Source organism: Paraburkholderia sp. D1E, from assembly GCF_052682275.1.
The window spans coordinates 4,954,331-4,978,180 of sequence record NZ_JBQYMB010000001.1 but is presented as its reverse complement, the minus strand read 5'-3'; the positions used below and the strand labels follow the sequence as shown (position 1 = coordinate 4,978,180).

General features: G+C 61.8%; 23 protein-coding genes. 16 read left to right on the top strand and 7 right to left on the bottom strand.

What is annotated here, in order from left to right; genetic code table 11:
* Positions 1 to 36: 36 nt before the first annotated feature.
* The 5 genes from paaN to paaK all read left to right on the top strand — a co-directional run bounded on the left by paaN (position 37) and on the right by paaK (position 5,811).
* Positions 37 to 1,737 (top strand): phenylacetic acid degradation protein PaaN, encoded by a 1,701-nt coding sequence (paaN, locus tag ACUN0E_RS22315; RefSeq protein WP_445567972.1) that lies wholly within the window; start codon positions 37 to 39, stop codon positions 1,735 to 1,737.
* Between the two features lie 126 nt (positions 1,738 to 1,863).
* The gene (gene pcaF, locus ACUN0E_RS22310) at positions 1,864 to 3,066 is read left to right on the top strand and encodes a 3-oxoadipyl-CoA thiolase (RefSeq protein ID WP_445567971.1); all 1,203 of its coding nucleotides are present in this window, start codon (positions 1,864 to 1,866) and stop codon (positions 3,064 to 3,066) included.
* A gap of 58 nt (positions 3,067 to 3,124) precedes the next feature.
* Positions 3,125 to 3,916, top strand: coding sequence for a 2-(1,2-epoxy-1,2-dihydrophenyl)acetyl-CoA isomerase PaaG (paaG, locus tag ACUN0E_RS22305; protein ID WP_445567970.1), 792 nt, complete (start codon positions 3,125 to 3,127; stop codon positions 3,914 to 3,916).
* A 1-nt stretch (position 3,917) separates the two neighbouring features.
* On the top strand, positions 3,918 to 4,379 hold the full coding sequence (gene paaI / locus ACUN0E_RS22300; protein WP_445567969.1) for a hydroxyphenylacetyl-CoA thioesterase PaaI: 462 nt from the start codon (positions 3,918 to 3,920) through the stop codon (positions 4,377 to 4,379).
* Between the two features lie 127 nt (positions 4,380 to 4,506).
* Positions 4,507 to 5,811 (top strand): phenylacetate--CoA ligase PaaK, encoded by a 1,305-nt coding sequence (paaK, locus tag ACUN0E_RS22295; RefSeq protein WP_445567968.1) that lies wholly within the window; start codon positions 4,507 to 4,509, stop codon positions 5,809 to 5,811.
* 270 nt (positions 5,812 to 6,081) lie between these two features.
* Here the strand turns inward: paaK and mltA are convergent, their stop codons facing one another.
* Positions 6,082 to 7,206 (bottom strand): murein transglycosylase A, encoded by a 1,125-nt coding sequence (mltA, locus tag ACUN0E_RS22290; RefSeq protein WP_408235863.1) that lies wholly within the window; start codon positions 7,204 to 7,206, stop codon positions 6,082 to 6,084.
* Positions 7,207 to 7,234: 28 nt separating this feature from the next.
* Between mltA and ACUN0E_RS22285 the strand changes: the two genes are divergently transcribed.
* A complete protein-coding gene (locus tag ACUN0E_RS22285; protein WP_181448382.1) occupies positions 7,235 to 7,396 on the top strand; it encodes a hypothetical protein in 162 nt (53 codons plus the stop codon).
* Positions 7,397 to 7,442: 46 nt separating this feature from the next.
* On the opposite strand, the gene apaG is transcribed toward ACUN0E_RS22285, so the two are convergent.
* Positions 7,443 to 7,817, bottom strand: a complete 375-nt coding sequence (apaG, locus tag ACUN0E_RS22280; protein WP_325043016.1) for a Co2+/Mg2+ efflux protein ApaG — start codon at positions 7,815 to 7,817, stop codon at positions 7,443 to 7,445.
* A 277-nt stretch (positions 7,818 to 8,094) separates the two neighbouring features.
* Between apaG and rpe the strand changes: the two genes are divergently transcribed.
* The 8 genes from rpe (at position 8,095) to ACUN0E_RS22240 (ending at position 15,529) form a co-directional block, all read left to right on the top strand.
* Positions 8,095 to 8,778 (top strand): ribulose-phosphate 3-epimerase, encoded by a 684-nt coding sequence (gene rpe, locus ACUN0E_RS22275; protein WP_408235866.1) that lies wholly within the window; start codon positions 8,095 to 8,097, stop codon positions 8,776 to 8,778.
* A gap of 37 nt (positions 8,779 to 8,815) precedes the next feature.
* On the top strand, positions 8,816 to 9,532 hold the full coding sequence (locus ACUN0E_RS22270; RefSeq protein WP_445567967.1) for a phosphoglycolate phosphatase: 717 nt from the start codon (positions 8,816 to 8,818) through the stop codon (positions 9,530 to 9,532).
* 370 nt (positions 9,533 to 9,902) lie between these two features.
* The gene (trpE, locus tag ACUN0E_RS22265; RefSeq protein ID WP_445567966.1) at positions 9,903 to 11,396 is read left to right on the top strand and encodes an anthranilate synthase component I; all 1,494 of its coding nucleotides are present in this window, start codon (positions 9,903 to 9,905) and stop codon (positions 11,394 to 11,396) included.
* Between the two features lie 13 nt (positions 11,397 to 11,409).
* Positions 11,410 to 11,997, top strand: a complete 588-nt coding sequence (locus ACUN0E_RS22260; protein WP_445567965.1) for an aminodeoxychorismate/anthranilate synthase component II — start codon at positions 11,410 to 11,412, stop codon at positions 11,995 to 11,997.
* Between the two features lie 17 nt (positions 11,998 to 12,014).
* The gene (gene trpD, locus ACUN0E_RS22255; RefSeq protein ID WP_408235875.1) at positions 12,015 to 13,046 is read left to right on the top strand and encodes an anthranilate phosphoribosyltransferase; all 1,032 of its coding nucleotides are present in this window, start codon (positions 12,015 to 12,017) and stop codon (positions 13,044 to 13,046) included.
* Positions 13,047 to 13,064: 18 nt separating this feature from the next.
* Positions 13,065 to 13,850: an indole-3-glycerol phosphate synthase TrpC gene (gene trpC / locus ACUN0E_RS22250; RefSeq protein ID WP_408235878.1), complete on the top strand. Its 786-nt coding sequence runs from the start codon at positions 13,065 to 13,067 to the stop codon at positions 13,848 to 13,850.
* Between the two features lie 39 nt (positions 13,851 to 13,889).
* Positions 13,890 to 14,516, top strand: a complete 627-nt coding sequence (locus tag ACUN0E_RS22245; RefSeq protein ID WP_445567964.1) for a CYTH domain-containing protein — start codon at positions 13,890 to 13,892, stop codon at positions 14,514 to 14,516.
* Positions 14,517 to 14,689: 173 nt separating this feature from the next.
* The gene (locus ACUN0E_RS22240) at positions 14,690 to 15,529 is read left to right on the top strand and encodes a uracil-DNA glycosylase (RefSeq protein WP_445567963.1); all 840 of its coding nucleotides are present in this window, start codon (positions 14,690 to 14,692) and stop codon (positions 15,527 to 15,529) included.
* A gap of 187 nt (positions 15,530 to 15,716) precedes the next feature.
* Here ACUN0E_RS22240 and ACUN0E_RS22235 read toward each other — a convergent pair whose 3' ends face one another.
* The 5 genes from ACUN0E_RS22235 to ACUN0E_RS22215 all read right to left on the bottom strand — a co-directional run bounded on the left by ACUN0E_RS22235 (position 15,717) and on the right by ACUN0E_RS22215 (position 20,802).
* A complete protein-coding gene (locus ACUN0E_RS22235) occupies positions 15,717 to 16,313 on the bottom strand; it encodes an FMN-dependent NADH-azoreductase (RefSeq protein ID WP_325045505.1) in 597 nt (198 codons plus the stop codon).
* Between the two features lie 154 nt (positions 16,314 to 16,467).
* Positions 16,468 to 18,258, bottom strand: a complete 1,791-nt coding sequence (locus ACUN0E_RS22230; RefSeq protein WP_445567962.1) for a M61 family metallopeptidase — start codon at positions 18,256 to 18,258, stop codon at positions 16,468 to 16,470.
* A 95-nt stretch (positions 18,259 to 18,353) separates the two neighbouring features.
* Positions 18,354 to 19,079 (bottom strand): DsbC family protein, encoded by a 726-nt coding sequence (locus ACUN0E_RS22225; RefSeq protein ID WP_445567961.1) that lies wholly within the window; start codon positions 19,077 to 19,079, stop codon positions 18,354 to 18,356.
* A 122-nt stretch (positions 19,080 to 19,201) separates the two neighbouring features.
* Positions 19,202 to 20,374, bottom strand: coding sequence for a UbiH/UbiF family hydroxylase (locus ACUN0E_RS22220; protein ID WP_445567960.1), 1,173 nt, complete (start codon positions 20,372 to 20,374; stop codon positions 19,202 to 19,204).
* A 65-nt stretch (positions 20,375 to 20,439) separates the two neighbouring features.
* Entirely contained in the window at positions 20,440 to 20,802 is a 363-nt protein-coding gene (locus tag ACUN0E_RS22215) for a hypothetical protein (RefSeq protein ID WP_445567959.1), read from the bottom strand.
* A gap of 294 nt (positions 20,803 to 21,096) precedes the next feature.
* On the opposite strand from ACUN0E_RS22215, the gene ychF reads away from it, so the two are divergent.
* Together ychF and ugpB are read left to right on the top strand one after the other, a co-directional pair.
* A complete protein-coding gene (ychF, locus tag ACUN0E_RS22210) occupies positions 21,097 to 22,191 on the top strand; it encodes a redox-regulated ATPase YchF (RefSeq protein ID WP_408235899.1) in 1,095 nt (364 codons plus the stop codon).
* A 294-nt stretch (positions 22,192 to 22,485) separates the two neighbouring features.
* On the top strand, positions 22,486 to 23,811 hold the full coding sequence (gene ugpB / locus ACUN0E_RS22205; protein ID WP_408235902.1) for a sn-glycerol-3-phosphate ABC transporter substrate-binding protein UgpB: 1,326 nt from the start codon (positions 22,486 to 22,488) through the stop codon (positions 23,809 to 23,811).
* Positions 23,812 to 23,850 lie beyond the last annotated feature (39 nt).

The following is a 23,850-nucleotide window of genomic DNA, read 5'->3' as shown; positions in this document are numbered from 1 at the left end:
CAGGCTTTCCCCAACGCATAGCAAAGCCCCTCTGCCATGACACATCCGCTATTCACCAAGCACGAAGACACGCTGCAAAAGGCACTCACCGCGATTGAAACGCGCGGCTACTGGAGTCCGTTCGTCGAGATGCCCAGTCCGAAAGTGTACGGGGAAACAGCTAGCGCAGACGGCGAAGCCGCATTCAAGGCACATCTGCACAAGACGTTCGAATTGGACCAACCGTCGACCGGAGAAACCGTCGGCGCCGAAGTCTCGCCGTTCGGGTTCCCGCTCGGCGTGCGCTATCCGAAAGCCGATCCTGACGCGTTGATCTCCGCAGCCGCCGTCGCGCAGCGCGATTGGCGCGCGGCCGGCCCCCAGGCATGGATCGGCGTATGCCTCGAAATCCTCGCGCGCGTTAATCGCGCCAGCTTCGAAATCGGCTACAGCGTGATGCACACAACCGGTCAGGCATTCATGATGGCCTTCCAGGCCGGCGGCCCGCATGCACAAGACCGTGCGCTCGAAGCGGTCGTATACGCCTGGGACCAATTACGCCACATCCCTGCTAACGCCCACTGGGAAAAGCCGCAAGGCAAAAATCCGCCGCTCGCCATGCACAAGCGCTACACCGTCGTGCCGCGCGGCACCGGTCTTGTGCTCGGCTGCTGCACCTTCCCGACATGGAATGGTTACCCAGGCCTCTTCGCCGATCTGGCCACGGGCAACACGGTCATCGTCAAACCGCATCCGGGCGCAATTCTGCCGCTCGCACTGACTGTCCGCCTCGCACGTGATGTGCTGCGCGAGGCCGGTTTCGATCCGAACGTCGTCACGTTGCTGGCCACGGAACCGAACGACGGCGCGCTCGTCCAGGACCTGGCACTGCGCCCTGAAATCAAGCTCATCGACTTCACGGGGAGCACGCAAAACGGCGCGTGGCTCGAGCGCAATGCGCATCAGGCTCAGGTCTACACCGAAAAAGCCGGCGTCAACCAGATCGTGATCGACTCAGTGGACGACATCAAAGCCGCCGCTCGCAATATCGCCTTCTCACTTGCGCTGTACTCAGGCCAGATGTGCACCGCCCCGCAAAACATCTACGTACCGCGCGACGGCATCCGCACCGCTGAAGGCAAACTCGGCTTCGACGAAGTCGCCCAAGCTATCGCCGGCACGGTGCAAAAACTGGTTGCGGACCCAGCGCGCGCCGTCGAGCTGCTCGGCGCGATCCAGAACGAAGGCGTAACCCAACGCATCGACGAAGCTGCCAAGCTTGGGCACGTTCTAGTAGAAAGCCAATCGCTCGAACATCCAGCGTTTGCCGGTGCCCGCGTGCGCACACCGCTCGTGCTCCAACTGGATGCCGCCACCGATCACGCACAGTTCACCAAAGAATGGTTCGGCCCGATCTCGTTCGTGATCGCGACGGACTCGACAGCGCAGTCGCTCGACCTTGCCGGCGCAATCGCCGCCGAGCACGGCGCGCTGACGCTGTCGGTCTACAGCACGGATGAAGCCGTGCTCGAAGATGCGCACGAAGCATCGATCCGCGGTGGCGTAGCACTCTCGATCAATTTGACGGGCGGCGTTTTCGTCAATCAGTCTGCGGCCTTCTCCGACTTCCATGGCACGGGCGCAAACCCGGCGGCAAATGCCGCACTGGCCGACGCAGCCTTTGTCGCGAACCGCTTCCGCGTCGTTCAAAGTCGCATTCATGTTGAACCGAAAGCGGCACCAGCGGTAGCTGGCTGAATGGCATAAGACAAAAGCACGGCTTTCGTCCTATGCCGTTTGGCCGAATAGACCGAGCCGTGCGCCCCAACTAACATGAGACATCGGATCGGCATGTCCCGCCGATCCGTCCCAGTAGGAACTCACATGAACGACGCCTTCATTTGCGATGCGATTCGCACCCCAATCGGCCGTTACGGCGGTGCCCTGAAAGATGTCCGCGCGGATGACCTCGGTGCGGTGCCGATCAAGGCGCTGATCGAGCGCAATCCCGGCGTCGACTGGCGGGCAATTGACGACGTGATTTACGGCTGCGCCAATCAGGCCGGTGATGACAACCGCAACGTCGCCCGCATGGCGGCGTTGCTGGCCGGCTTGCCCAAAGATGCCCCCGGCGCAACCATCAACCGCCTGTGCGGCTCGGGCATGGACGCCGTCGGCACCGCTGCTCGCGCCATCAAGGCTGGCGAAGCGCGGTTGATGATCGCCGGCGGGGTCGAAAGCATGACGCGCGCGCCGTTCGTGATGGGCAAGGCCACCAGTGCGTTCTCGCGGCAGGCCGACATTTACGACACGACTATCGGCTGGCGCTTCATCAATCCGCTAATGAAGCGCCAATATGGCGTCGATTCGATGCCGGAGACCGCGGAAAACGTCGCCGTGGAGTTCGGCATAAGCCGTGCGGATCAGGACGCGTTTGCACTCTCGAGCCAGCAAAAGGCAGCCCGCGCACAGCGCGACGGCACTTTGGCCCAGGAAATCGTCGGCGTTGAAATTGCGCAAAAGAAAGGCGACCCCGTACGCGTGACGCTCGATGAGCATCCACGCGAAACGTCGCTCGAAAGCCTGGGCAAGCTCAAGGGCGTGGTCCGCCCCGACGGCAGCGTGACCGCCGGCAATGCATCGGGCGTGAACGACGGTGCGTGCGCACTGCTGCTCGCGAACAAGGAAGCTGCCGATCAATACGGTTTGCGTCCCCGCGCGCGCGTGGTGGGCATGGCAACGGCGGGCGTGGAACCGCGCATTATGGGTATCGGCCCGGCGCCGGCCACGCAAAAGCTGTTGACGCAACTGAACATGACACTCGACCAGCTCGACGTGATCGAGTTGAACGAAGCCTTCGCATCGCAGGGGCTGGCGGTCTTGCGCACGCTCGGTCTGCGCGACGACGATCCGCGCGTCAATCCGAATGGCGGAGCAATTGCGCTCGGCCACCCGCTCGGCGCATCGGGCGCACGCTTGATCACCACTGCGCTTTATCAGCTGGAGCGGATCAATGGCCGCTTTGCGCTTTGCACGATGTGTATCGGCGTGGGTCAAGGTATCGCATTGGTGATCGAACGGCTCTGACACCAACGCCGTCTCACCAACTGCCCCACCGGTCAAAGAGACCTTGAGGAGACACCCAATGTCATATGAAGCGATTCGCGTCGACCTGGACGCATCGAACCATGTAGCGACCATCACGCTGAACCGCCCGGACAAGCTCAATAGCTTTACGCGTGCAATGCACCTGGAATTGAGCACCGCACTCGACCAGGTCGAAGCCTCTGGCGCCCGTGCACTCGTACTGACGGGCGCGGGCCGCGGCTTCTGCGCGGGACAAGATCTCGCGGATCTCGACTTCACGCCGGGCGCGATGACCGATCTGGGCGAACTGATCGACGCGCATTTCAATCCGCTGATTCGCCGCCTGCAAGGGCTGCGATTGCCCGTGATTGCTGCGGTCAACGGCACGGCCGCCGGCGCTGGCGCCAATCTCGCGCTGGCTTGCGATCTCGTGCTTGCTGCTCGTTCAGCCAGCTTCATCCAGGCATTCGTGAAGATCGGTCTTGTACCGGACTCAGGGGGTACCTGGTTCCTGCCACAACGCGTCGGCATGGCGCGCGCCTTGGGTCTTGCTATCACCGGCGACAAACTCAGTGCGGAGAAAGCCGAAAGCTGGGGGCTGATCTGGCAAACAGTTGATGACGCCGAGCTAGCCGCCACAGCAAGCAAACTCGCGGCACGCCTGGCGCAGCAACCCACGCGCGCCATCGCAGCGATCAAGCAGGCAATGCGCGCGGGCACGACGCAGCCCCTGGATCAGCAACTCGACCTCGAACGCGATCTGCAACGTGAACTTGGTGCGTCCCACGATTACGCGGAAGGCGTGCAAGCATTCGTGGAAAAACGCGCGCCGCGCTTCGAGGGTCGCTGATATGTCCGCACAACCGAACCACCCCGCCCAGATGACACCCGAAGAACTCGCTCGCGCAACCGCAGCCGCCATGTACGAAAACGACGCGTGCAGCCGGGCGCTCGGACTCGAAATCGTAGAAGTGCGCCCAGGGTACGCGCGCCTGCGCATGGCCGTACGCCCCGACTTCCTGAACGGCCATCAGATCTGCCACGGCGGCCTGATTTTCACGCTCGCTGATTCGACGTTCGCTTTCGCGTGCAACACGTACAACATCAACACCGTCGCAGCTGGCTGCTCGATTGAGTTCCTGCGGCCCGTGCAAGGCGGCGACGTGCTGACGGCCGAAGCAGTCGAGCAAACGCTGAGCGGCCGCACCGGCATTTACGATATTCGCGTCACCAATCGCGCTGAGGAGACCGTGGCAATGTTTCGCGGCAAATCTGCGCAGATCAAAGGCAACCTGATTCCTGCGAGCGATTGAACAGCGGAGTCGCGGCGCGTTCGCGACACATTGGCAGCACCTACATAGACAGCAGCAAGTCCGCGGTTTTTGCGCGCAAGCGCGCCACACACCAGACCCAAGCATTGAGGCAGCAAGGAGACATTCGATGACCACCGCCCTCCCGCTCGATCCCATCGAGACAGCCAGCCGCGACGAACTTGCCGCGCTCCAACTCGAACGGCTCAAATGGTCGCTGAACCACGCTTATGAAAATTCGCCGGTCTATCGGCGCAAATTCGATGAAGCCGGCGTCCACCCAAGCGAAGTGAAGACCCTCTCGGACCTGGCACGCTTCCCCTTCACCACCAAGAAGGATCTGCGCGACAGCTACCCGTTCGGCATGTTCGCGGTGCCGCAGGAACAGATCTCGCGAATCCACGCGTCGTCTGGGACGACGGGTAAGCCGACGGTTGTCGGCTACACGGCACGCGATATCGATACGTGGGCGAATCTCGTCGCACGTTCAATCCGCGCCGCAGGCGCGAAGCGCGGCGATAAGGTTCACGTGAGCTACGGCTACGGCCTGTTCACTGGCGGCCTGGGCGCACACTACGGCGCCGAGCGCGCGGGGCTGACGGTGATTCCGTTTGGCGGCGGCCAGACTGAAAAGCAGGTGCAACTGATTCAGGACTTCCGGCCGGACATCATCATGGTGACGCCGAGCTATATGTTGTCGATCGCCGACGAACTCGAACGCCAAGGCGTCGATCCGGCGACTTGCTCGCTGCGCCTTGGTATCTTCGGCGCGGAACCATGGACCAATGACATGCGTCAGGCAATCGAAAAGCGCATGGGCATCGACGCAGTCGATATTTACGGCCTATCCGAAGTGATGGGACCTGGCGTCGCGTCGGAATGCGTGGAGACCAAGGACGGTCCGACCATCTGGGAAGATCATTTCTATCCGGAGATCATCGATCCTGAAACCGGAGAAGTGCTCCCGGACGGGGCGCTCGGCGAACTGGTCTTCACGTCGTTGACCAAGGAAGCGCTGCCGATCGTCCGTTACCGGACGCGCGATCTGACGCGCCTCTTGCCGGGCAGCGCGCGCACCATGCGCCGGATGGAAAAGATCACGGGCCGTTCGGACGACATGATGATCGTGCGCGGCGTCAACGTGTTCCCGACGCAGATCGAAGAATTGCTGCTCAAGCAGCACGCCCTGGCGCCTCACTATCAGATCGTGCTAACCAAGGAAGGGCCGCTCGACGTACTGACGTTGAACGTCGAGCCCTGCCCGGAGTCGGCGCCGGATACTGCCGCACTGAGCACGGCGAAGCAGGCGTTGACCTATGACATCAAGGCGCTGATCGGTGTGAGCGCCGTTGTGAATGTGCTGGGTGTAAACGGAATCGAGCGTTCGGTCGGCAAAGCGCGGCGGGTAGTGGACAAGCGGAAATCGGGGCTTTAAGCCATGCGCCCAAATGCCGAAAATTGATGCTTGATGGCGGAGTTGATCGGCATCAACGCCGCCATCAAATGTGCTTGCCGTGAAGGGGGATTATCCGTGCGCCGGGCAAAGCACAGCGTGTCGCGGCCAAGCGAAGGCTGAGAGAGCCAACCCCAGCGGGAGGGTCCGTATTTGCAAGCTGTGCCGCTGACAAATGCCACCTGCCAGGCAAATTAGCCACGCGCGGGTTTCAGCCAGGAACCAGGAAACCCGCCGCAGCCCCGCCAACCCTCACGAATTCGGCAGCAACAACCACATCCGACCGCCCTGCTTCATCTTGCCGGCCAGATCACCTGCATCGTCGCCGAGACCCCAGAAATAGTCCGCACGTACACCGCCCTTGATCGCGGAACCCGTATCCTGCGCGAAGACGAGACGATTCATCGGCGAGTTCGTCAACGGACGCGTGGTCTGCAGGAACACCGGCGTACCCAGAGGAATCGAAGTCGGATCCACCGCGATCGATCGCTCCGGCGTCAACGGCACACCCAGTGCACCGATCGGACCATCCGCCCCGCCGCTCGGCGCACTCTCGCCGGAGGGCATCTCGCGGAAGAACACGAAGCGCGGATTGATATCGAGCAGCGCGTCGACCCGCGTGGGGTTCGCACGTGCCCATGCCTTGATGCCCTGCATGGTTGCCTGCGCCGGCGTCAGTTCGCCGCGATCGAGCAACCATCGCCCAATCGACTTGTACGGCTGATTGTTCGTGCCGCCAAAGCCAACCCGCATCACGCTGCCGTCTTCCATCACGACGCGCCCGGAGCCCTGCACCTGCAGGAAGAAGGCTTCGATCGGATCGTCTACCCACACGAGTTCATTGCCGTTGAGCACGCCCGCACGCTCGAGTTGCGCGCGCGTCGGCAACTGAGCGCCCGCGCGATAACCGGATGGCCAGCGGTACAGCGCCGTCTGATACACGCCATGCCGCGTGCGCGAGCCGCGCAGCAACGGTTCGTAGTAGCCGGTGACGAGACCATCGAGCGTGCCGTCGTTATTGGCTAACTGGAACGGTGTGAAATACGCCTCAAAAAACGCCCGCGCACTGGTGACGTCCAGATCATCGATCTGCGAGGCCGCCGCGCATGCGCGAGCCCAATTCGGTTGACGCGCAAGCCTCACGCAGTTTTGCCGCAACGCAGCCGTTGCGCCGATCAGCGAATCGTCCTGCCAGCCCGGCACCTGCTGCCACGCTACCGCAGTGAGTCGCGTCGCTGCGATCTGCCCGGGTATGATCGCGGCACCCGTGGGCGGCGAAACCGAAGGCCGGACCGCGCTGCCGCCACCGCAGGAAGCCAGCATCACCGCAACCGAAAGCGCCCCGAGCCATGCTCCGGCCGTGCGGACAAAACGCATACAATGTTCGTTCTTGATGGAAACCGCCATGTCTGATCTGTTCGACGAATACCCAATGCTCATCTTCGCGCTGGAATCGCTCCTCGCGCTCTTCCTGCTCGTCTTTATCGTTGTATGGACGTCGTCCGGCAAGAAAAAGGCCGCGCGCGCCGCCACCAATGAGCAGCAAAAGCAGCAAAAATCTCAGTAAAGCTGCGCCGTGAAGCTTTTTAAAGACCGCCAGCCGCGCCTGCGGTTCAATGCAAAGTACGCGGCATACGCAGAATGAACTCGGGCACGGGTGCGTCAAAGCGCTCGCCATCCTCCGCCACGCAGAAATAGTCGCCGCGCATGGTGCCGACAGGCGTCGCGATCACGGCCCAACTCGTATACTCGAAGTGCTCGCCCGGTTTGAGCAGCGGCTGATGCCCGACCACGCCCAGTCCTTTTACTTCCTGCACGTTGTTATCGCTGTCGGTGATCACCCAGTGCCGCGCAATCAACTGTGCGGGCACCTGGCCACTGTTACGGATAGTCAGCGTGTATGCAAACGCATACTGGCGGCGCTCCGGGTCCGACTCTTCGGGCAGGTACTGCACCTGCGCCGAGACGCTGAATTCGTACTGGCTCATCCTGATTCCGGTCTGGTGAAACGGGGGTGTAAAAAATCGCGGGAAGCCCCGAACGCCAATGGTTTGCGGGCGCATTGGCGAAGCAGCGCTTATGGTTTGGCATTCTGCTTGATGCGCGGCACGCCCGCAACCGGACAAATCCCTCTGGCCAAGGGCCGCTAAGGCGTTTTGTCACCTTTGCAGCACGGCCCGGCACCGGCCTCAAACTGCCCGTAAGACGATTCAGAAGCGCACAAAACGGTAAAATGGCGTTTTCCCGCTTGCATCCGCCCCCGCCATGACGCAATTCCGCATTGCCCCCAGCATTCTGTCTGCCGATTTCTCGCGCCTTGGCGAAGAAGTCCGCAACGTTGTCGCCGCCGGCGCCGACTGGATTCACTTCGACGTGATGGACAACCATTACGTGCCGAACCTTACGATCGGCCCGCTCGTCTGCGAAGCGATCCGCCCGCACGTGGACGTGCCAATCGACGTGCACCTCATGGTGCGCCCGGTCGACCGCATCGTGCCGGACTTCGCCAAGGCCGGCGCGAACCTGATCAGCTTTCATCCGGAAGGCTCGGACCATATCGACCGCACGCTGTCACTGATTCGCGACCATGGCTGCAAGGCCGGCCTCGTGTTCAACCCGGCCACCTCGCTGAACCATCTGGACTACGTGATGGACAAGGTCGATCTGGTGCTGATCATGTCGGTGAATCCGGGCTTCGGCGGTCAATCGTTCATTCCTGAGGCGCTCGTCAAACTGCGCGAAGCGCGCAAGCGGATCGATGCCTACAAGGAAAAGACCGGTCGCGAGATTCATCTCGAAGTGGACGGCGGTGTGAAGGTCGACAACATCGCAGAAATTGCAGCAGCTGGCGCGGACACGTTCGTGGCAGGCTCGGCGATCTTCGGCGCGCCGGATCACAAGGTGGTGATCGACAAGATGCGCGCCGCCCTCGCCAACATCCAGCACTGATCGAGCACCACTCGATCACCGGGATCCCGCACTGAAAATGACGACTTCATACCCCGCTCCGACCTTCACCAGCCCGCGCCTGCAGGCCGCGATCATCGACCTGGACGGCACGATGATCGATACCGCCGACGATTTCACTGCCGGCCTGAACGGCATGCTCGCGCAACTCGACGCGGCGGAAACCTCCCGCGAGGAAGTGATCGGTTATATCGGCAAGGGCTCGGAGAATCTGATCCGCAGCGTGCTGGCCCAGCGCTTCGAAACAGACCACGCACAGGACCGTTTCGACGAAGCACTCGCCATTTATCAGGACGAGTACGCAAAGATCAACGGCGTGCACACGCGGCTGTACCCCGAGGTGGAAGCCGGTCTCAGCGCCATGCGCAAAGCCGGCCTCAAACTCGCCTGCGTCACCAACAAACCGCACCGTTTCGCGGTCGATTTGCTGGAGCAATACGGGCTCAGCGAGTATTTCAGCGTCGTGCTCGGCGGCGACAGCTTGCCGAAAAAGAAGCCAGATCCGCTTCCCATGCTCACCGCCGCCGAACAGCTAGGCGTTCTGCCGCAAGCCACGGTCGCCATCGGCGATTCGGAAAACGACGCGCTGGCGGGCCGCGCGGCGGGCATGGCAACGCTGACACTGCCGTATGGCTACAACCACGGCCGAGCTATACAAGAAATAAAATCCGATGGTATAGTTGCCTCGCTGCTCGATGCCGCCAAGGCTATCGCAGCGCACCATTCCACGACTTGAAAAGTCCCTCATCCTCATGTTTCTGAATAAAAAACGGAGTCTGATTAGCATCGACCGGGGAGCTTGGCCCTGGCGTCGCTGGTCGCGCTAACCTCGCCTGAGGTACGCTGAAGCTCGTCTTCGGCAACCGTTTTTTACTTCGCTGCGCTCACGCGTTTTTTCCATCATCTTGTTTCGCTGCACCGGTTGATTCGGCCTTCGTGTACCCACAAAGTACATGTGTGCGCTGAAACCCCGTGCACGCGTCGATGGGAAACTCGCGCCGGTCGGTATCATCGTGTCGAAACGTCGAACGAACGCCTGACCGGGCGCGCCGCGCCCCGCTTTGTCCGACGCATAGTGCCGTCTGACGTACGTACAGGATCGGAACATGACCGAACTCGAATTCCAGTCCCTCGCCAACGAGGGTTTCAACCGCATTCCGCTGATCGCCGAAGCACTCGCCGACCTCGAAACGCCGCTCTCTCTGTACCTGAAGCTCGCGCAGAGCGAACGGAACGGCGCCAACTCGTTCCTGCTGGAATCGGTGGTGGGCGGCGAACGCTTTGGCCGCTATTCGTTCATCGGCCTGCCGGCGCGCACGCTACTGCGCACCCGCAACGGGGTGTCGGAAGTGGTACGGGACGGCAAAGTCGTCGAAACACATGAAGGCGATCCGCTCGAATTCATCCAGCAGTTCCAGGGTCGCTTCAAAGTGGCGCAGCGCCCCGGTCTGCCGCGTTTCGCGGGCGGTCTGGCGGGCTACTTCGGCTACGACGCGGTGCGCTACATCGAGAAAAAGCTCGCGCACACGGCACCGAAAGACGATCTGAACCTGCCGGACATTCAGTTGCTGCTCACCGAAGAAGTCGCAGTGATCGACAACCTCGCAGGCAAGCTCTACCTGGTGGTGTATGCGGATCCGACGCAACCCGAGGCGTACACGAAAGCCAGGCAGCGTCTGCGTGAATTGCGTCAGCGTTTGCGTACAACCGTGCAGCCGCCGGTCACGTCGGCCAGCGTGCGCACCGAGACCTATCGCGAATTCGCGAAAGACGATTATCTGGCCGCCGTGCGCAAGGCGAAGGAATACATCGCCGCCGGCGAGCTGATGCAAGTGCAGGTCGGCCAGCGTCTGACCAAGCCATACCGCGACAATCCGCTGTCGCTGTATCGCGCGCTGCGTTCGCTAAATCCGTCGCCGTATATGTATTACTACAACTTCGGCGACTTTCACGTGGTCGGTGCGTCGCCGGAAATTCTGGTGCGCCAGGAAAAGCGCGGCGAGAACCGTATCGTCACGATCCGGCCGCTTGCCGGCACACGTCCGCGCGGCAACACGCCGGAACGCGATGCAGAGCTCGCCACCGAACTCCTGAACGACCCGAAGGAAATCGCCGAACACGTGATGCTGATCGACCTCGCGCGTAATGACGTGGGCCGGATTTCGCAGATCGGCTCGGTGGTCGTCACCGATCAGATGGCGATTGAAAAGTACTCACATGTGCAGCACATCGTGAGCTCGGTCGAAGGCAAGCTGAAACCCGGCACCACCAACTTCGACGTGCTGCGCGCCACTTTCCCCGCCGGCACGCTGTCCGGCGCGCCGAAAATCCGCGCGATGGAACTGATCGACGAACTGGAACCGGTGAAGCGCGGCCTGTACGGCGGTGCGGTCGGCTATCTGTCGTTCACCGGCGAAATGGATATGGCGATCACGATCCGCACCGGCGTGATCCACAACGGCAATCTGTATGTGCAGGCGGCAGCGGGCGTAGTCGCGGATTCGGTGCCGGAATCCGAATGGCAAGAGACCGAGAACAAGGCGCGCGCTGTGCTACGCGCCGCCGAGCAGGTTCAAGACGGCCTCGATAGCGACTTCTGACCGGAGACACACCATGCTGCTTATGATCGACAACTACGACTCGTTCACCTACAACCTGGTGCAGTACTTCGGCGAACTCGGCGAAGACGTGCGCACCTATCGGAACGACGAAATCACGTTAGACGAAATTGCGAAGCTCAACCCGGAACGCATTTGTCTGTCGCCCGGCCCAAGCAATCCGCAACACGCCGGCATTACGCTCGACGTGCTGCGTGAGTTCGCCGGCAAGACGCCGATTCTGGGCGTGTGCCTCGGCCATCAGGCGATCGGCGAAGCATTCGGCGGCCGCGTTGTGCGCGCGCAAACCATCATGCACGGCAAAGTGAGCACGATCGAAACCGACTGCAAAGGCGTATTCGCCGACCTGCCGAAGCATTTCGTCGTGACGCGTTATCACTCGCTCGCAATCGAACGCGAATCGCTGCCCGACTGCCTTGAAGTGTCCGCATGGACCGAAGACGGCGAGATCATGGGCGTGCGTCACAAGGAACTGGCCGTTGAAGGCGTGCAGTTCCATCCGGAATCGATCCTGTCCGAACACGGGCACGCGCTGCTTGAGAATTTCGTCAAGCAATCGAAGATTGCCCACCATAGCGCTTGATAAAGAGAGACGAAATCATGTCGATTACGCCCCAGGAAGCGCTGCAACGCACGATCGAGCACCGCGAAATTTTCCACGACGAAATGCTGCATCTGATGCGCCTCATCATGCGCGGCGAACTGTCGCCCGTGATGTCGGCGGCGATCATCACCGGCCTGCGCGTCAAAAAAGAGACCATCGGCGAAATCACCGCTGCCGCCACGGTGATGCGTGAATTTGCCCGGCACGTCGAGGTACCGGACAACTCAAACTTCGTCGATATCGTCGGCACCGGCGGCGACGGCTCGCACACCTTCAACATTTCCACGGCGACGATGTTCGTATCCGCCGCGGCCGGCGCGAAGGTTGCGAAACATGGTAATCGCGGCGTGTCGAGCAAGTCGGGCAGCGCAGATGTGCTCGAAGCGCTCGGCGTGAATATCGATCTGCAGCCGGAACAGGTGGCGGCCTCGATTGCGGAAACCGGCATGGGCTTCATGTTCGCGCCGAACCATCATCCGGCAATGAAGAACATCGCGCCGGTGCGCCGCGAACTCGGCGTACGGACCCTTTTCAACATTCTCGGACCGCTGACCAATCCGGCCGGCGCGCCGAATCAACTGATGGGCGTGTTCCACGGCGACCTCGTCGGCATTCAGGTGCGCGTGATGCAGCGTCTGGGCGCCAAGCACGTGCTGGTGGTGTACGGTATGGATGGCATGGACGAAGTCTCGCTCGGCGCGGCCACGCAGGTCGGCGAGTTGCGCGACGGCCAGATCCACGAGTACGAAATCCATCCGGAAGACTTCGGCATGCAGATGGTGTCGAACCGCACGCTGAAAGTGGCCGACGCCGCCGAATCCAAACTGATGCTGCTCGAAGCGCTCGACAACAAACCGGGCGTCGCGCGTGAAATCGTCACACTGAACGCGGGCACGGCCCTCTATTCGGCGAACGTGGCGGCGTCGATTGCGGACGGCATCCAATTGGCGCGCGAAGCGATCGCGAGCGGCAAGGCACGCGCCAAGGTCGACGATCTGATCCGCTTCACCCAGCAATTCAAGCAGTAACTACGTAGCGAGACACTCATGAGCGACATTCTCGACCGCATCATCGCGGTCAAACGCGAAGAAGTCCGCGCGGCCGCACAAAGCGCGCCGCTCGAAGAACTGCGCCTCGAAGCATCGTCGCGCGACATCCGCGATTTCGTCGGCGCATTGCGCGCGAAACACGCGGCCGGCCTCGCCGCTGTCATTTCCGAAGTGAAGAAAGCGAGTCCGTCGAAAGGCGTGCTGCGCGAAAACTTTGTCCCTGCCGACATTGCGCGCTCGTACGAAAAGCACGGTGCGGCCTGCTTGTCCGTGCTCACCGACGTGCAGTTCTTCCAGGGCAGCGTGGCGTATCTCGAAGAGGCCCGCGCCGCCTGCAATTTGCCGGTGCTGCGCAAAGACTTCATCGTCGACCCGTACCAGATCGTCGAAGCCCGCGCGATGGGCGCCGACGCGATCCTGCTGATCGCCGCCGCACTCGAAACTTCGCAGATGCAGGACCTCGAAGCGCTGGCGCATTCGCTGGGCCTCGCGGTGCTGGTCGAAGTGCATGACAGCAACGAACTGATGGAAGCGCTCACGCTGAAGACACCGTTGATCGGCGTCAACAACCGCAATCTGCGTACGTTCGAAACGTCGATCGAGACAACCATCGGCATGCTCGAATCGATTCCCGACGACCGCATCGTGGTCACGGAGTCAGGCATTCTGTCGCGCGTCGATGTCGAACGTCTGCGGGCGATGGACGTGCATACGTTCCTCGTCGGCGAGGCGTTCATGCGCGCGGAAGAGCCGGGTGTGGAACTTGCGCGCATGTTTTTCTAAGCACAGTTTCAACATTTAGCGCACGCAGCGGAGCACACAATGGCCATGGAACGTGAAATCAAGCTGGCACTGCCGGTGAGCCAGGTGAAAGCGGCGACGCAGTGGTTCGTCGCGCGCACCGGTAGCGAGGGCCGCCCCATCAAACTGGCGAATATCTACTTCGATACGCCGAAGCTGGCGCTGGCCACTTCGAAAAGCGCGCTGCGACTGCGGCACACGCCGGACGGCTGGCTGCAAACGTTCAAGACTGTGGGCAATGCCAAGGACGGTTTGCACAGCCGGCACGAATGGGAAATGCCCGTTGCGGGCGAGAAACTCGAAATCGACGCACTGCTGCGTGAGTGTGACGAACCGACAGCCGCTGAAGCCCTGCGTCAGGCCGCGCCGGACCTGATCGAACTGTTTCGCACGAATTTCACGCGCACGCTGTGGAATGTCGAACTGGACGGTTCGGAAGTTGAAGCCGCAATCGATCAGGGCGACGTTATCGCGGAGGTGAACGGCGAGACACGCCGCGCGCCGATCTCCGAAGTCGAACTGGAACTGAAGTCCGGCAACGAAGCAACGCTCAACACGCTCTCGACAGAACTCGGCAAACAGGTAACCGGTCTTGCGCCGGACAACATCAGTAAAGCGCAACGCGGTTATCAATTGCGGGCAAGTTAAGCCCTCGGCGTGTGCGACGCACGGGTTTGTTTCTCCGATTGCGCCGCGCGCCAGAACCCTTTCTCGGTACCGCCGGCCAGGCTGCCCGCTGCTCGCCGCTCGCCAGCACAATGCGCGGCCCTCACGCGGCGCAAACTTGAGCTAGCCCGCGTTTGCTGCGACACTTCCTCGCCATGACCTCAGCTTCCCGCACCCGCTCCAATCCGTCGCAAGCCTCGTTGTTCGGCGACGCCTCGACCACGCCGTCCAACGCCACCGCGCAGCAGCCGGCGCAAACAGCCGCTGGCTCGCCACCGCCGACGCTCGAAGCCCAATTCGCCGCCCTGCCCCCGGCCTGGGGCGCGCACCTTAAACCGTTCATCGAAAGCGACGCCTACACGCCGCTATGCCGTTTCGTCGACGGTGAACGCGCGGCGGGCAAAACCGTCTATCCCGCCGACGTCTTCCGGGCCCTGCGCCTCACCAGCCCCGACGAAGTCAAAGTCGTGATCCTCGGGCAGGACCCGTATCACGGCGAAGACCGCGGCACGCCGCAAGCGCACGGACTGGCGTTTTCAGTGGCGCCGAACGTGCGCACGCCACCGTCGCTGCGCAACATCTTCAAGGAAATCGCCGCGAGCCTCGGCCACGAGCCGCCACGCCATGGCTGCCTCGACACGTGGGCCAAACAGGGCGTGCTGCTGTTGAACACGGTGCTGACCGTCGAGCGCGATGCGGCCGCGAGTCATGCAAAGCGCGGTTGGGAAAAATGCACCGACACGCTGATCCATGAGCTGGCCATGCGCCATGACGGACTCGTGTTCATGCTGTGGGGCGCGCATGCGCAAGCCAAACGCGCGCTGCTTGGCGGCAAGTCGCATTACGTGCTGGAGGCGCCGCATCCCTCGCCGCTGTCGGCGCATCGCGGCTTTCTCGGCTGCGGGCATTTTGCGTCGGCCAACGAATATCTCGTGAAGCATGGCCGCACACCGATCGACTGGCGTTTGCCCGACGAAGCGCAGATGCTGGCGTAAGGCCAAATCGCGCGAAACGCACCGACACTAGCCAGAGACCGTACACCAGGAACCAAAGGGCCAAAGGATCCGGTGTCGGGAACCAAAGTCGCAGCCGCCGCAAAAGCAAAAACGCCACGGAATTACACCCCGTGGCGTTTTTTCATTCATCCCGCTGCGATCACGCAGCAGGGACCAACCTCACACCTTACGCAGCGGCGATCGCTTCACGCGCACCAGCCAGCGCGGCGGTAGCAGCGTCGGGGCCCATGTTCAGACCTTCGGCGTAGATAAAGTCCACATCGGTCATACCGAGGAAGCCGAGGAAACTCTTCAGATACGGCGTTTGGGTGTCGTTCGGGGTGCCCAGATACTTGCCGCCACGAGCCGAAACCACGAACACCTTCTTACCCTTCACGAGACCTTCCGGACCATTTGCCGTGTACTGGAACGTGATGCCGGCGCGTGCGATGAAGTCGAAATACGTCTTCAGTTGCGACGAGATGCCGAAGTTGTACATCGGTGCACCGATCACAACGATGTCGGCGGCTTGCAGTTCGGCGATCAGCGCTTCGCTGCGAGCAGAGATCGCGGCTTGTTCCGGCGTGCGCTGGTCAGCCGGCGTGAAGAACGCGCCGAGGACGGCGTCGTCCAGATGCGGCAGCGGTTCGGCTTGCAGGTTACGGACGACGACTTGCGCGCCCGGATTCGATTGTTGTAGCTTTGCGGTCAGCTCGTTGAGGAGCAGGGTCGAGTTCGCGCCTTGCGAGCGGGCTGCCGAGTTGATTTGCAGGATCGTGGTCATGGTTGACTCCAGTAGGGGCGCGCAGTTTTGCGCGAGTGGAGCCATTGTGATTTTTTACCAACCCGGGAAAAAGCCGTGTGGCAGCGAAGGATTGTTGCACTGGTAGAACAATCCCCCGCTTTGAAACAGCGATTAACATCGTTCCGGATTACGATCAGCTTGTCAGCCAGCGCTCCCGCGCCTTGCGCGCCGCCGGCTGTTTATCGCTCACAGTCAGCTTGTAGCGCGACACCTCTGGCCCGTCCAGCTTGACTTGTGCGGTACGCAGTTCATCGCGGCGGAAGGCGTGGACTTCGACCTTTGCGCCCGGCAGATAGCGCGACAGCAGGGAATCAAGATTCGAGCCCGTCACACGCAGACCGTCGAGCGCGATCAGCACGTCGCCCGCCGAAAGCCCTGCTTTTTGCGCCGCGCTACCTTCGTGAACCGCCGCCAGCGTGCAATCCGCGCCGCCGCGCATGCGCGCGCCGAGCGACGGCTTGCCGTTCTTGTCCAGCTCCGGCGCGAGCGTGATGCCGAACGGCGTGAGCAACGTGTCGAGGGGCAGATCGCGCGTGCCGTGCACGGCTTCGGCGAGCAATTCGCCCAGTTGCACGCCGGTCGCTTCGGCAAAAATCGCCTCGATCTCGCCTTCTTCGACGCCGACGGGCTTGCCACGATAGAAGTCGCGCCCAAACCGCTGCCAAAGCAGACGCATCACGTCGTCGAGCGATTTGCGGTTATTGGTCTGCGCGCGAATCGTCAAATCGAATGCGAGCGCGACGAGCGAACCCTTGGTGTAATAGCTGACGATCGCGTTCGGCGCGTTTTCGTCCTGCCGATAGTATTTGACCCACGCGTCGAACGAGCTTTCGGCCACCGTCTGCTTCAGACGGCCACTGCCACGCTGCACGCCACCGACTACCTTGCCGAGTAGGACGAGATAGTCGTCTTGCGAGATCAGGCCGCTGCGTACGAGGATCAAGTCGTCGTAGTAGGACGTGAAGCCTTCGAACAGCCACAGCAGCGACGTGGTGTTTTCGACGCTCAGGTCGTACGGCGCAAACACGGCCGGCTTGATACGCTTCACATTCCAGGTGTGGAAGTATTCATGGCTGCACAGACCGAGGTAGGTTCGGTAACCTTCGGTGGGCGCGTCGCGGCCTTCCACCGGCAGATCTCCGCGATTGCAGATCAGCGCCGTCGAAGCGCGATGCTCCAGTCCGCCATAACCGTCGGTGACGGCCTGTGTCATGAACACGTAGCGATCCATGGGCGCCTTCTTCGACTTCGGCTCGAACAATGCGATCTGCGCTTCGCAGATGCGCTTTAGATCGGCGGACAGACGCGCCATATCGAGCCCGATCACGCGCCCCGCGATCACGATGTCGTGCGGCACGCCGTGCGCCTTGAACGTCGCCAACGCGAACTCCCCCAACGTAACCGGATGATCGATCAGCTCGTCGTAGTTCTGCGCGCGATACTCGCCGAAGCCGTAGCGCTTCGTGCCACGCGCTTCCGGCAACGCAGTCGCGACGCGCCAGTTGCGGTACGCCGCGCCTTCCGGCTTCTGGATGTCGACCACGCATTGTGCTTCCTCGTGACCGAGCGGCGACAGAAACACGCTAGTGCCATTGAAAAAGCCCGTCGTGTCGTCAAGATGCGCCGCGCGCACCGACAGATCCCATGCATACACTTCGTAGCGCAGTGTTAGCGCGCCTTTGACCGGCGCTGCCTGCCACGTGTGCTTGTCGGTCTTTTCGACGCGCACCTTCCGCCCCGCGTCGTTGACGGCGCGCAGCGTGACAATGTTGCGAGCGAATTCGCGCACCATATAGCTGCCCGGAATCCACACCGGCAGCATGAAACGCTGGCCGGCCGGATCGGGATCGGTGACGGTGACGGTGACTTCGAACAGGTGGGCGGCGGGTTGCTTCGGAACGATGGTGTAGCGGATCGGCTTCATCGGCGGCGATTAGAAGTTTTCTGGCGGGGATGTTCGGGGCTTGATGTGAAAGGAGGCGCACTTCGCGCCTCCTTTCCTCGACTGACGTTGCGTGCTCAGTGCACGGCGGACATTTCCTTGTCCAACCGGTCTGCCGGCACGGCGCCAGGCAGGCGGCGGCCGTCGGCGAGGAACACGGTCGGCGTGCCGTCAACGCTCATCGCACGGCCGAGTGCCAGGTTCTTGTCGATCGCGGCGGTGTCGCAGGTACCGGCGGCGGTGGGCGCCTGATGGTTCTGCATCCATGATTCCCACGCCTTCGCGCGGTCGGTCGAGCACCAGATCGACTTCGACTTGGCAGTCGAGTCAGGCGACAGCACCGGGTACAGGAAGGTGTAGACCGTAACGTTATCGATCGACTTGAGCGTCGTTTCGAGCTGCTTGCAGTACGGGCAGTTCGGATCGGAGAACACAGCGATCTTGCGCGCGCCGTTGCCCTTCACAACCTTCACCGCGTTCGCGAACGGCAGGCTCGCGAAGTCGATGCGATTGGTCTCCGACAGACGCGCTTCAGTCAGATTCTTGCGGGTCTTCGCGTCGACCATGTCGCCGAGCATGAGATAGTCGCCGTTTGCGTCGCTATAGATGATCTGTGTGCCAAGATTCACTTCATAGAGGCCGGCAATCGGCGACTTCGTCACGCTCTTGATCGTCACGTCGGCCAGACGCGTTTGCAGCGTGGCCTTGAGCTTGTCGGTGGTTTGGTCGGCCTGTGCGGAGCAACCGATCGCCACGGCAGCGATCGCGAGCGCGACGGCCGCAATGCGGAAGGATTTTTTCATGCTGAATTCCTGGAGTTCAATCGCGCGCGATGCGCGTTTTTGGGACGTTTCTGGTCTGACCGGAATGGCGTCCATCCGTTCATGATACCCGTCTCGCCGAACGGGCATGCGGGCTGGAGGCTTTACCCCAGCGCGGCCGACACCAGCCAGCGTTTGATGAACGGCTGGGCGCCGACAAACGCCATGCCGGTATTGCGCAGCACCTTGGCAAACGGACCGGGCGCCGAGAAGAGTTTTTGCAGGCCGTCGGTGGCGATCATCAGCGCGCGGATGTCTTCGCGGCGAGCGCGTTCATAACGACGCAGCAGCACCATGTCGCCGAGATCACGAAACGCTTCCTTGCCTGCGACCGTCCCGGCGAGCGCCGCGACATCGCGCAAGCCGAGGTTCATACCCTGGCCCGCTAACGGGTGAATCAGATGCGCGGCATCGCCGACCAGCGCAACGCGCGGCGCCACGAGCTTATCGACGGTTTGCAGCGCGAGCGGGAAGCCTTGGGCGGGCGTCACGCATTCCAGAGCGCCGAACTGACCGCCTGTCATACGTTCGACTTCCGCCGCGAGTTGCGCAGGGTCGAGCGCGAGCAGTTGTTCGGCGTGCTCGGTGCGTGCCGACCAGACCAGCGACACGTGGCCGTCCGGCATGGGCAGCAGCGCGATGATTTCGCCGTCCTTGAACCACTGATAAGCGGTTTCGCCGTGCGGTTTTTCGGCCGTGAAATTCGCGACCACGCCGGTTTGCTTATAGTCGCGCCGGTTCATCTTCGAGCCGATCTGCGCGCGCACCCACGAATGCGCCCCATCCGCCCCGACCACCAGATCGGCCTCGAGCACATTGCCATTGGCAAGACCGACGCTGGCACCGTCGGCGGTAAAGTCGAGTGCCTGCGCGCGCGTGTCGATCCAGGTGAGATTCGGCTGGAAACGCAGCGCCGCGTCCAGCGCGCGCTCAATGACCGACGACTCGACAATCCACGCCAACTGCGGCACGGAAGCCTGGAACGCGGAGAAATGAAGTTCGGCGTGCGCGTCCCCGTAGACGCGCATGTCGTAGACAGGCGCAAGCTTTGACAGATCAAGCGCCTGCCAGACCCGCAACCGCTCCAGCAGAGCCTGCGAACTCGACGACAGCGCGTAGACCCGCGAGTCGAAGGTAGCACCCGGCGGCAGCGCCGCACAGGGTTGCGCGAGCAGCGCCACGCGCAGGCCGCCTTGCGTCAGCGCCAGCGCTGCGGTCTTGCCGACGAGCCCGCCGCCGATCACGGCGGCATCAAAGGTCTGGTGGTGTGCATTCATCCGCGCATTATAGCTGCGGGGGTTGCGGGGGACGGATCGAGGCGTGCGGCATTTCGGCCTGAAACCTAGTGTCCCAGCGCGGCGTGCGCCGCATCGGCTTCGCGAAAACGCGTGAATTCACGGTCGGTTGAAAGGACGTTCCACGCGCTCATCACCAGCTCGCTCTGACGGTCCCGCTGGTCCCCTCGTATCGTACAGTCTGGGAAAACCCGGTCGTACACGCGCCACAGCGAGTCGAAATCATTGGTATCGGCGAATTGCGCAATGCTGCGCTTATCGTCCTGAGTAAGCTGCTTCACCATGCAGTCCACCGTCTGGCGATCGGTCGCCGCCTGGGCGTCTTCGTAGTTCGGCGACAGCCAGGCAACCACGCCGGCGCCAAGCAGCGCTGCCCACACTACCCATCTGGCCCATGTTTTTATTGTCATCGTGCTTCCCCGGAAAGGGCTCTAGCGGCCCCGGACCCGCATATTACAATGTTCCGACAAAATATTTCCGGGTAAGCCCGGTTTCCCGCCCCCTTCCCAGGAACCCTATCCGAACGGGTTACAATTGCATTTTCCGTGACAAAACTCGCCCAGAATCGTCGAGGCAACGCCCCGATCTGGTGTCTTGTCCCGCTCCGCTGCGCTTCCTCCGCCACGCCAGGCGCGAAGGCTTTTCGAATCCTGCACACAGCGTCGAGCGCATCACGCAACTTACTGATTCACTGAAGGATTTCCATGAGCCTCAAATGCGGCATCGTCGGCCTGCCTAACGTCGGCAAGTCCACCCTGTTCAACGCGCTGACCAAGGCGGGCATCGCCGCCGAAAACTATCCGTTCTGCACGATCGAGCCGAACGTCGGCATCGTCGAAGTACCGGATGCACGTCTGAAGGCGCTCGCCGAAATCGTCAAGCCGGAGCGTATCCTGCCGGCCGTGGTGGAGTTCGTCGACATCGCCGGCCTCGTGGCCGGTGCGAGCAAGGGCGAAGGTCTGGGCAACCAGTTCCTCGCGAACATCCGCGAAACCGACGCGATCACGCACGTCGTGCGCTGCTTCGAAGACGAGAATGTGATCCACGTCGCGAACAAGGTCGATCCGCTCTCGGATATCGAAGTGATCAACACTGAGCTGGCGCTGGCCGACCTCGCGACCGTCGAAAAGGCGCTGTCGCGCTATTCGAAAGCCGCCAAGTCGGGTAACGACAAGGAAGCCATCAAGAACGCCGCGGTGCTGGAAAAAGTACGCGCTCAGCTCGACCAGGCCAAGCCGGTCCGCGCGCTCGATCTGTCGGATGAAGAAAAGGCCACCCTCAAGCCGTTCTGCCTGATCACCGCCAAGCCGACCATGTACGTCGCCAACGTGAAGGACGACGGTTTCCACAACAACCCGCACCTCGACGCAGTCACGAAATTCGCGGCAGCCGAAGGCGCACCGGTCGTCGCCGTGTGCGCGGCAATCGAAGCGGAAATCGCCGACCTCGAAGAAGCGGACATGGCAGTGTTTCTCGCCGACATGGGCATGGAAGAGCCTGGTCTGAACCGCGTGATTCGTGCGGGTTTCAAGTTGCTGGGCCTGCAAACCTACTTCACGGCAGGCGTGAAGGAAGTACGCGCGTGGACGATCCATGTCGGCGATACCGCACCGCAAGCAGCCGGCGCGATCCACACCGACTTCGAGCGCGGCTTCATTCGCGCACAGACCATCGCCTTCAATGACTTCATCACCTACAAAGGTGAGCAAGGCGCGAAGGAAGCCGGCAAGATGCGTGCGGAAGGCAAGGAATACGTCGTGCACGACGGAGACGTGATGAACTTCCTGTTCAACGTTTGACGTTCAGTCTCTGCTCGGGACGGCAGCCAGCGAAACGCTGAGCGCCGCCAGACTCAAAGAAGGCCCGCTAAATGCGGGCTTTTTCGCGCCGCCCCGCTTTGACTTCCGCACGTCGTGCAAACCTGCCGCCTCAGATCCGCATTGTTTCCGTTTCGTGACAGCCGGTGTTAAATTGCGGCAGTTGGCGCCAGTCAAAAGCGGACCGCCGCCCGGTAGCCGACGCCGAACTGTCATCGAACACAACTAGAATCGCGCGATTCCCATCCGCGCCCGTTCCGATCAGGAGACAAATCGATGCGTTGCAAGCCGCTGTTCCGTTCGCTTTCCGTTGCTGCCGTATTGAGCTTCGGCATTAGCCAGGCCGCCCACGCCGCCACTGAAATCCAGTTCTGGCACGGCATGGAAGCCGCCCTCGGCGAGCGTCTGAACGACATCGCCAACGCGTTCAACGCGTCTCAAAGCGACTACAAGATCGTGCCGGTGTTCAAAGGCACCTACGACCAGACTCTCGCCGCCGGCATCGCCGCTTATCGTAGCGGCAATGCGCCCGCCATTCTGCAGGTCTACGAAGTCGGCACCGCCACGATGATGCAGGCGAAAAAGGCCGTCATCCCGGTTTCGGAAGTGTTCAAACAAGCCGGCGTGCCGCTCGACGAAAAGGCCTTCGTGCCGACCATCGCGAGCTATTACAGCGACGCCAAAACCGGCGAACTGATTTCGATGCCGTTCAATAGCTCGACGCCGGTGCTGTACTACAACAAGGACGCGTTCAAGAAAGCGGGGCTCGATCCGAATCAGCCGCCGAAAACCTGGGCCGAATTGCAGGTGGACGCGCAGAAGCTGAAGGCGTCGGGCATGGCGTGCGGCTATTCGTCGGGCTGGCAAAGCTGGATTCAGCTCGAAAACTATAGCGCCTGGCACGGCGCGCCGTTCGCGTCGAAGAACAATGGTTTCGACGGCCTCGACGCGCAGCTCGAATTCAACAAGCCGCTGCAGGTCGCGCACATCCAGTTCCTGCAGAACATGCAGAAGGAAGGCACCTTCACGTATGTCGGGCGCAAAGACGAGCCGGTGTCGAAGTTTTATAGCGGCGACTGCGGGATCATCACGAACTCGTCGGGCTCGCTTGCCACGATCAAGAAGTACGCCAAATTCAACTTCGGCACCGGCATGATGCCGTACGACGCGAGCGTGAAGGGTGCGCCGCAGAACGCGATCATCGGTGGCGCAAGTCTGTGGGTGCTCTCGGGTAAAGACCCGGCCGTCTACAAGGGCGTGGCGAAATTCCTCGCGTATCTGTCTTCGGCGCCGGTTGCCGCGAAGTGGCATCAGGACACGGGCTATCTGCCGGTCACGACCGCCGCGTATCAACTGACGCAGCAGCAAGGCTTCTACGAGAAGAATCCGGGCAGCGACACGGCGATCAAACAGATGCTCAACAAGCCGCCGCTGCCGTACACGAAGGGTTTGCGTCTTGGCAACATGCCGCAGATCCGCACCGTTATCGACGAAGAACTCGAACAGGTCTGGGCGGGGAAAAAGACGCCGCAACAGGCGCTTGATTCATCCGTGTCGCGAGGCGACGAGTTGCTGCGCCGATTCGAGAAAGCCGGTAATTAAGTACTCGCCAGCAGGGTTTCGGTGCGCTCGCGCCGAAAC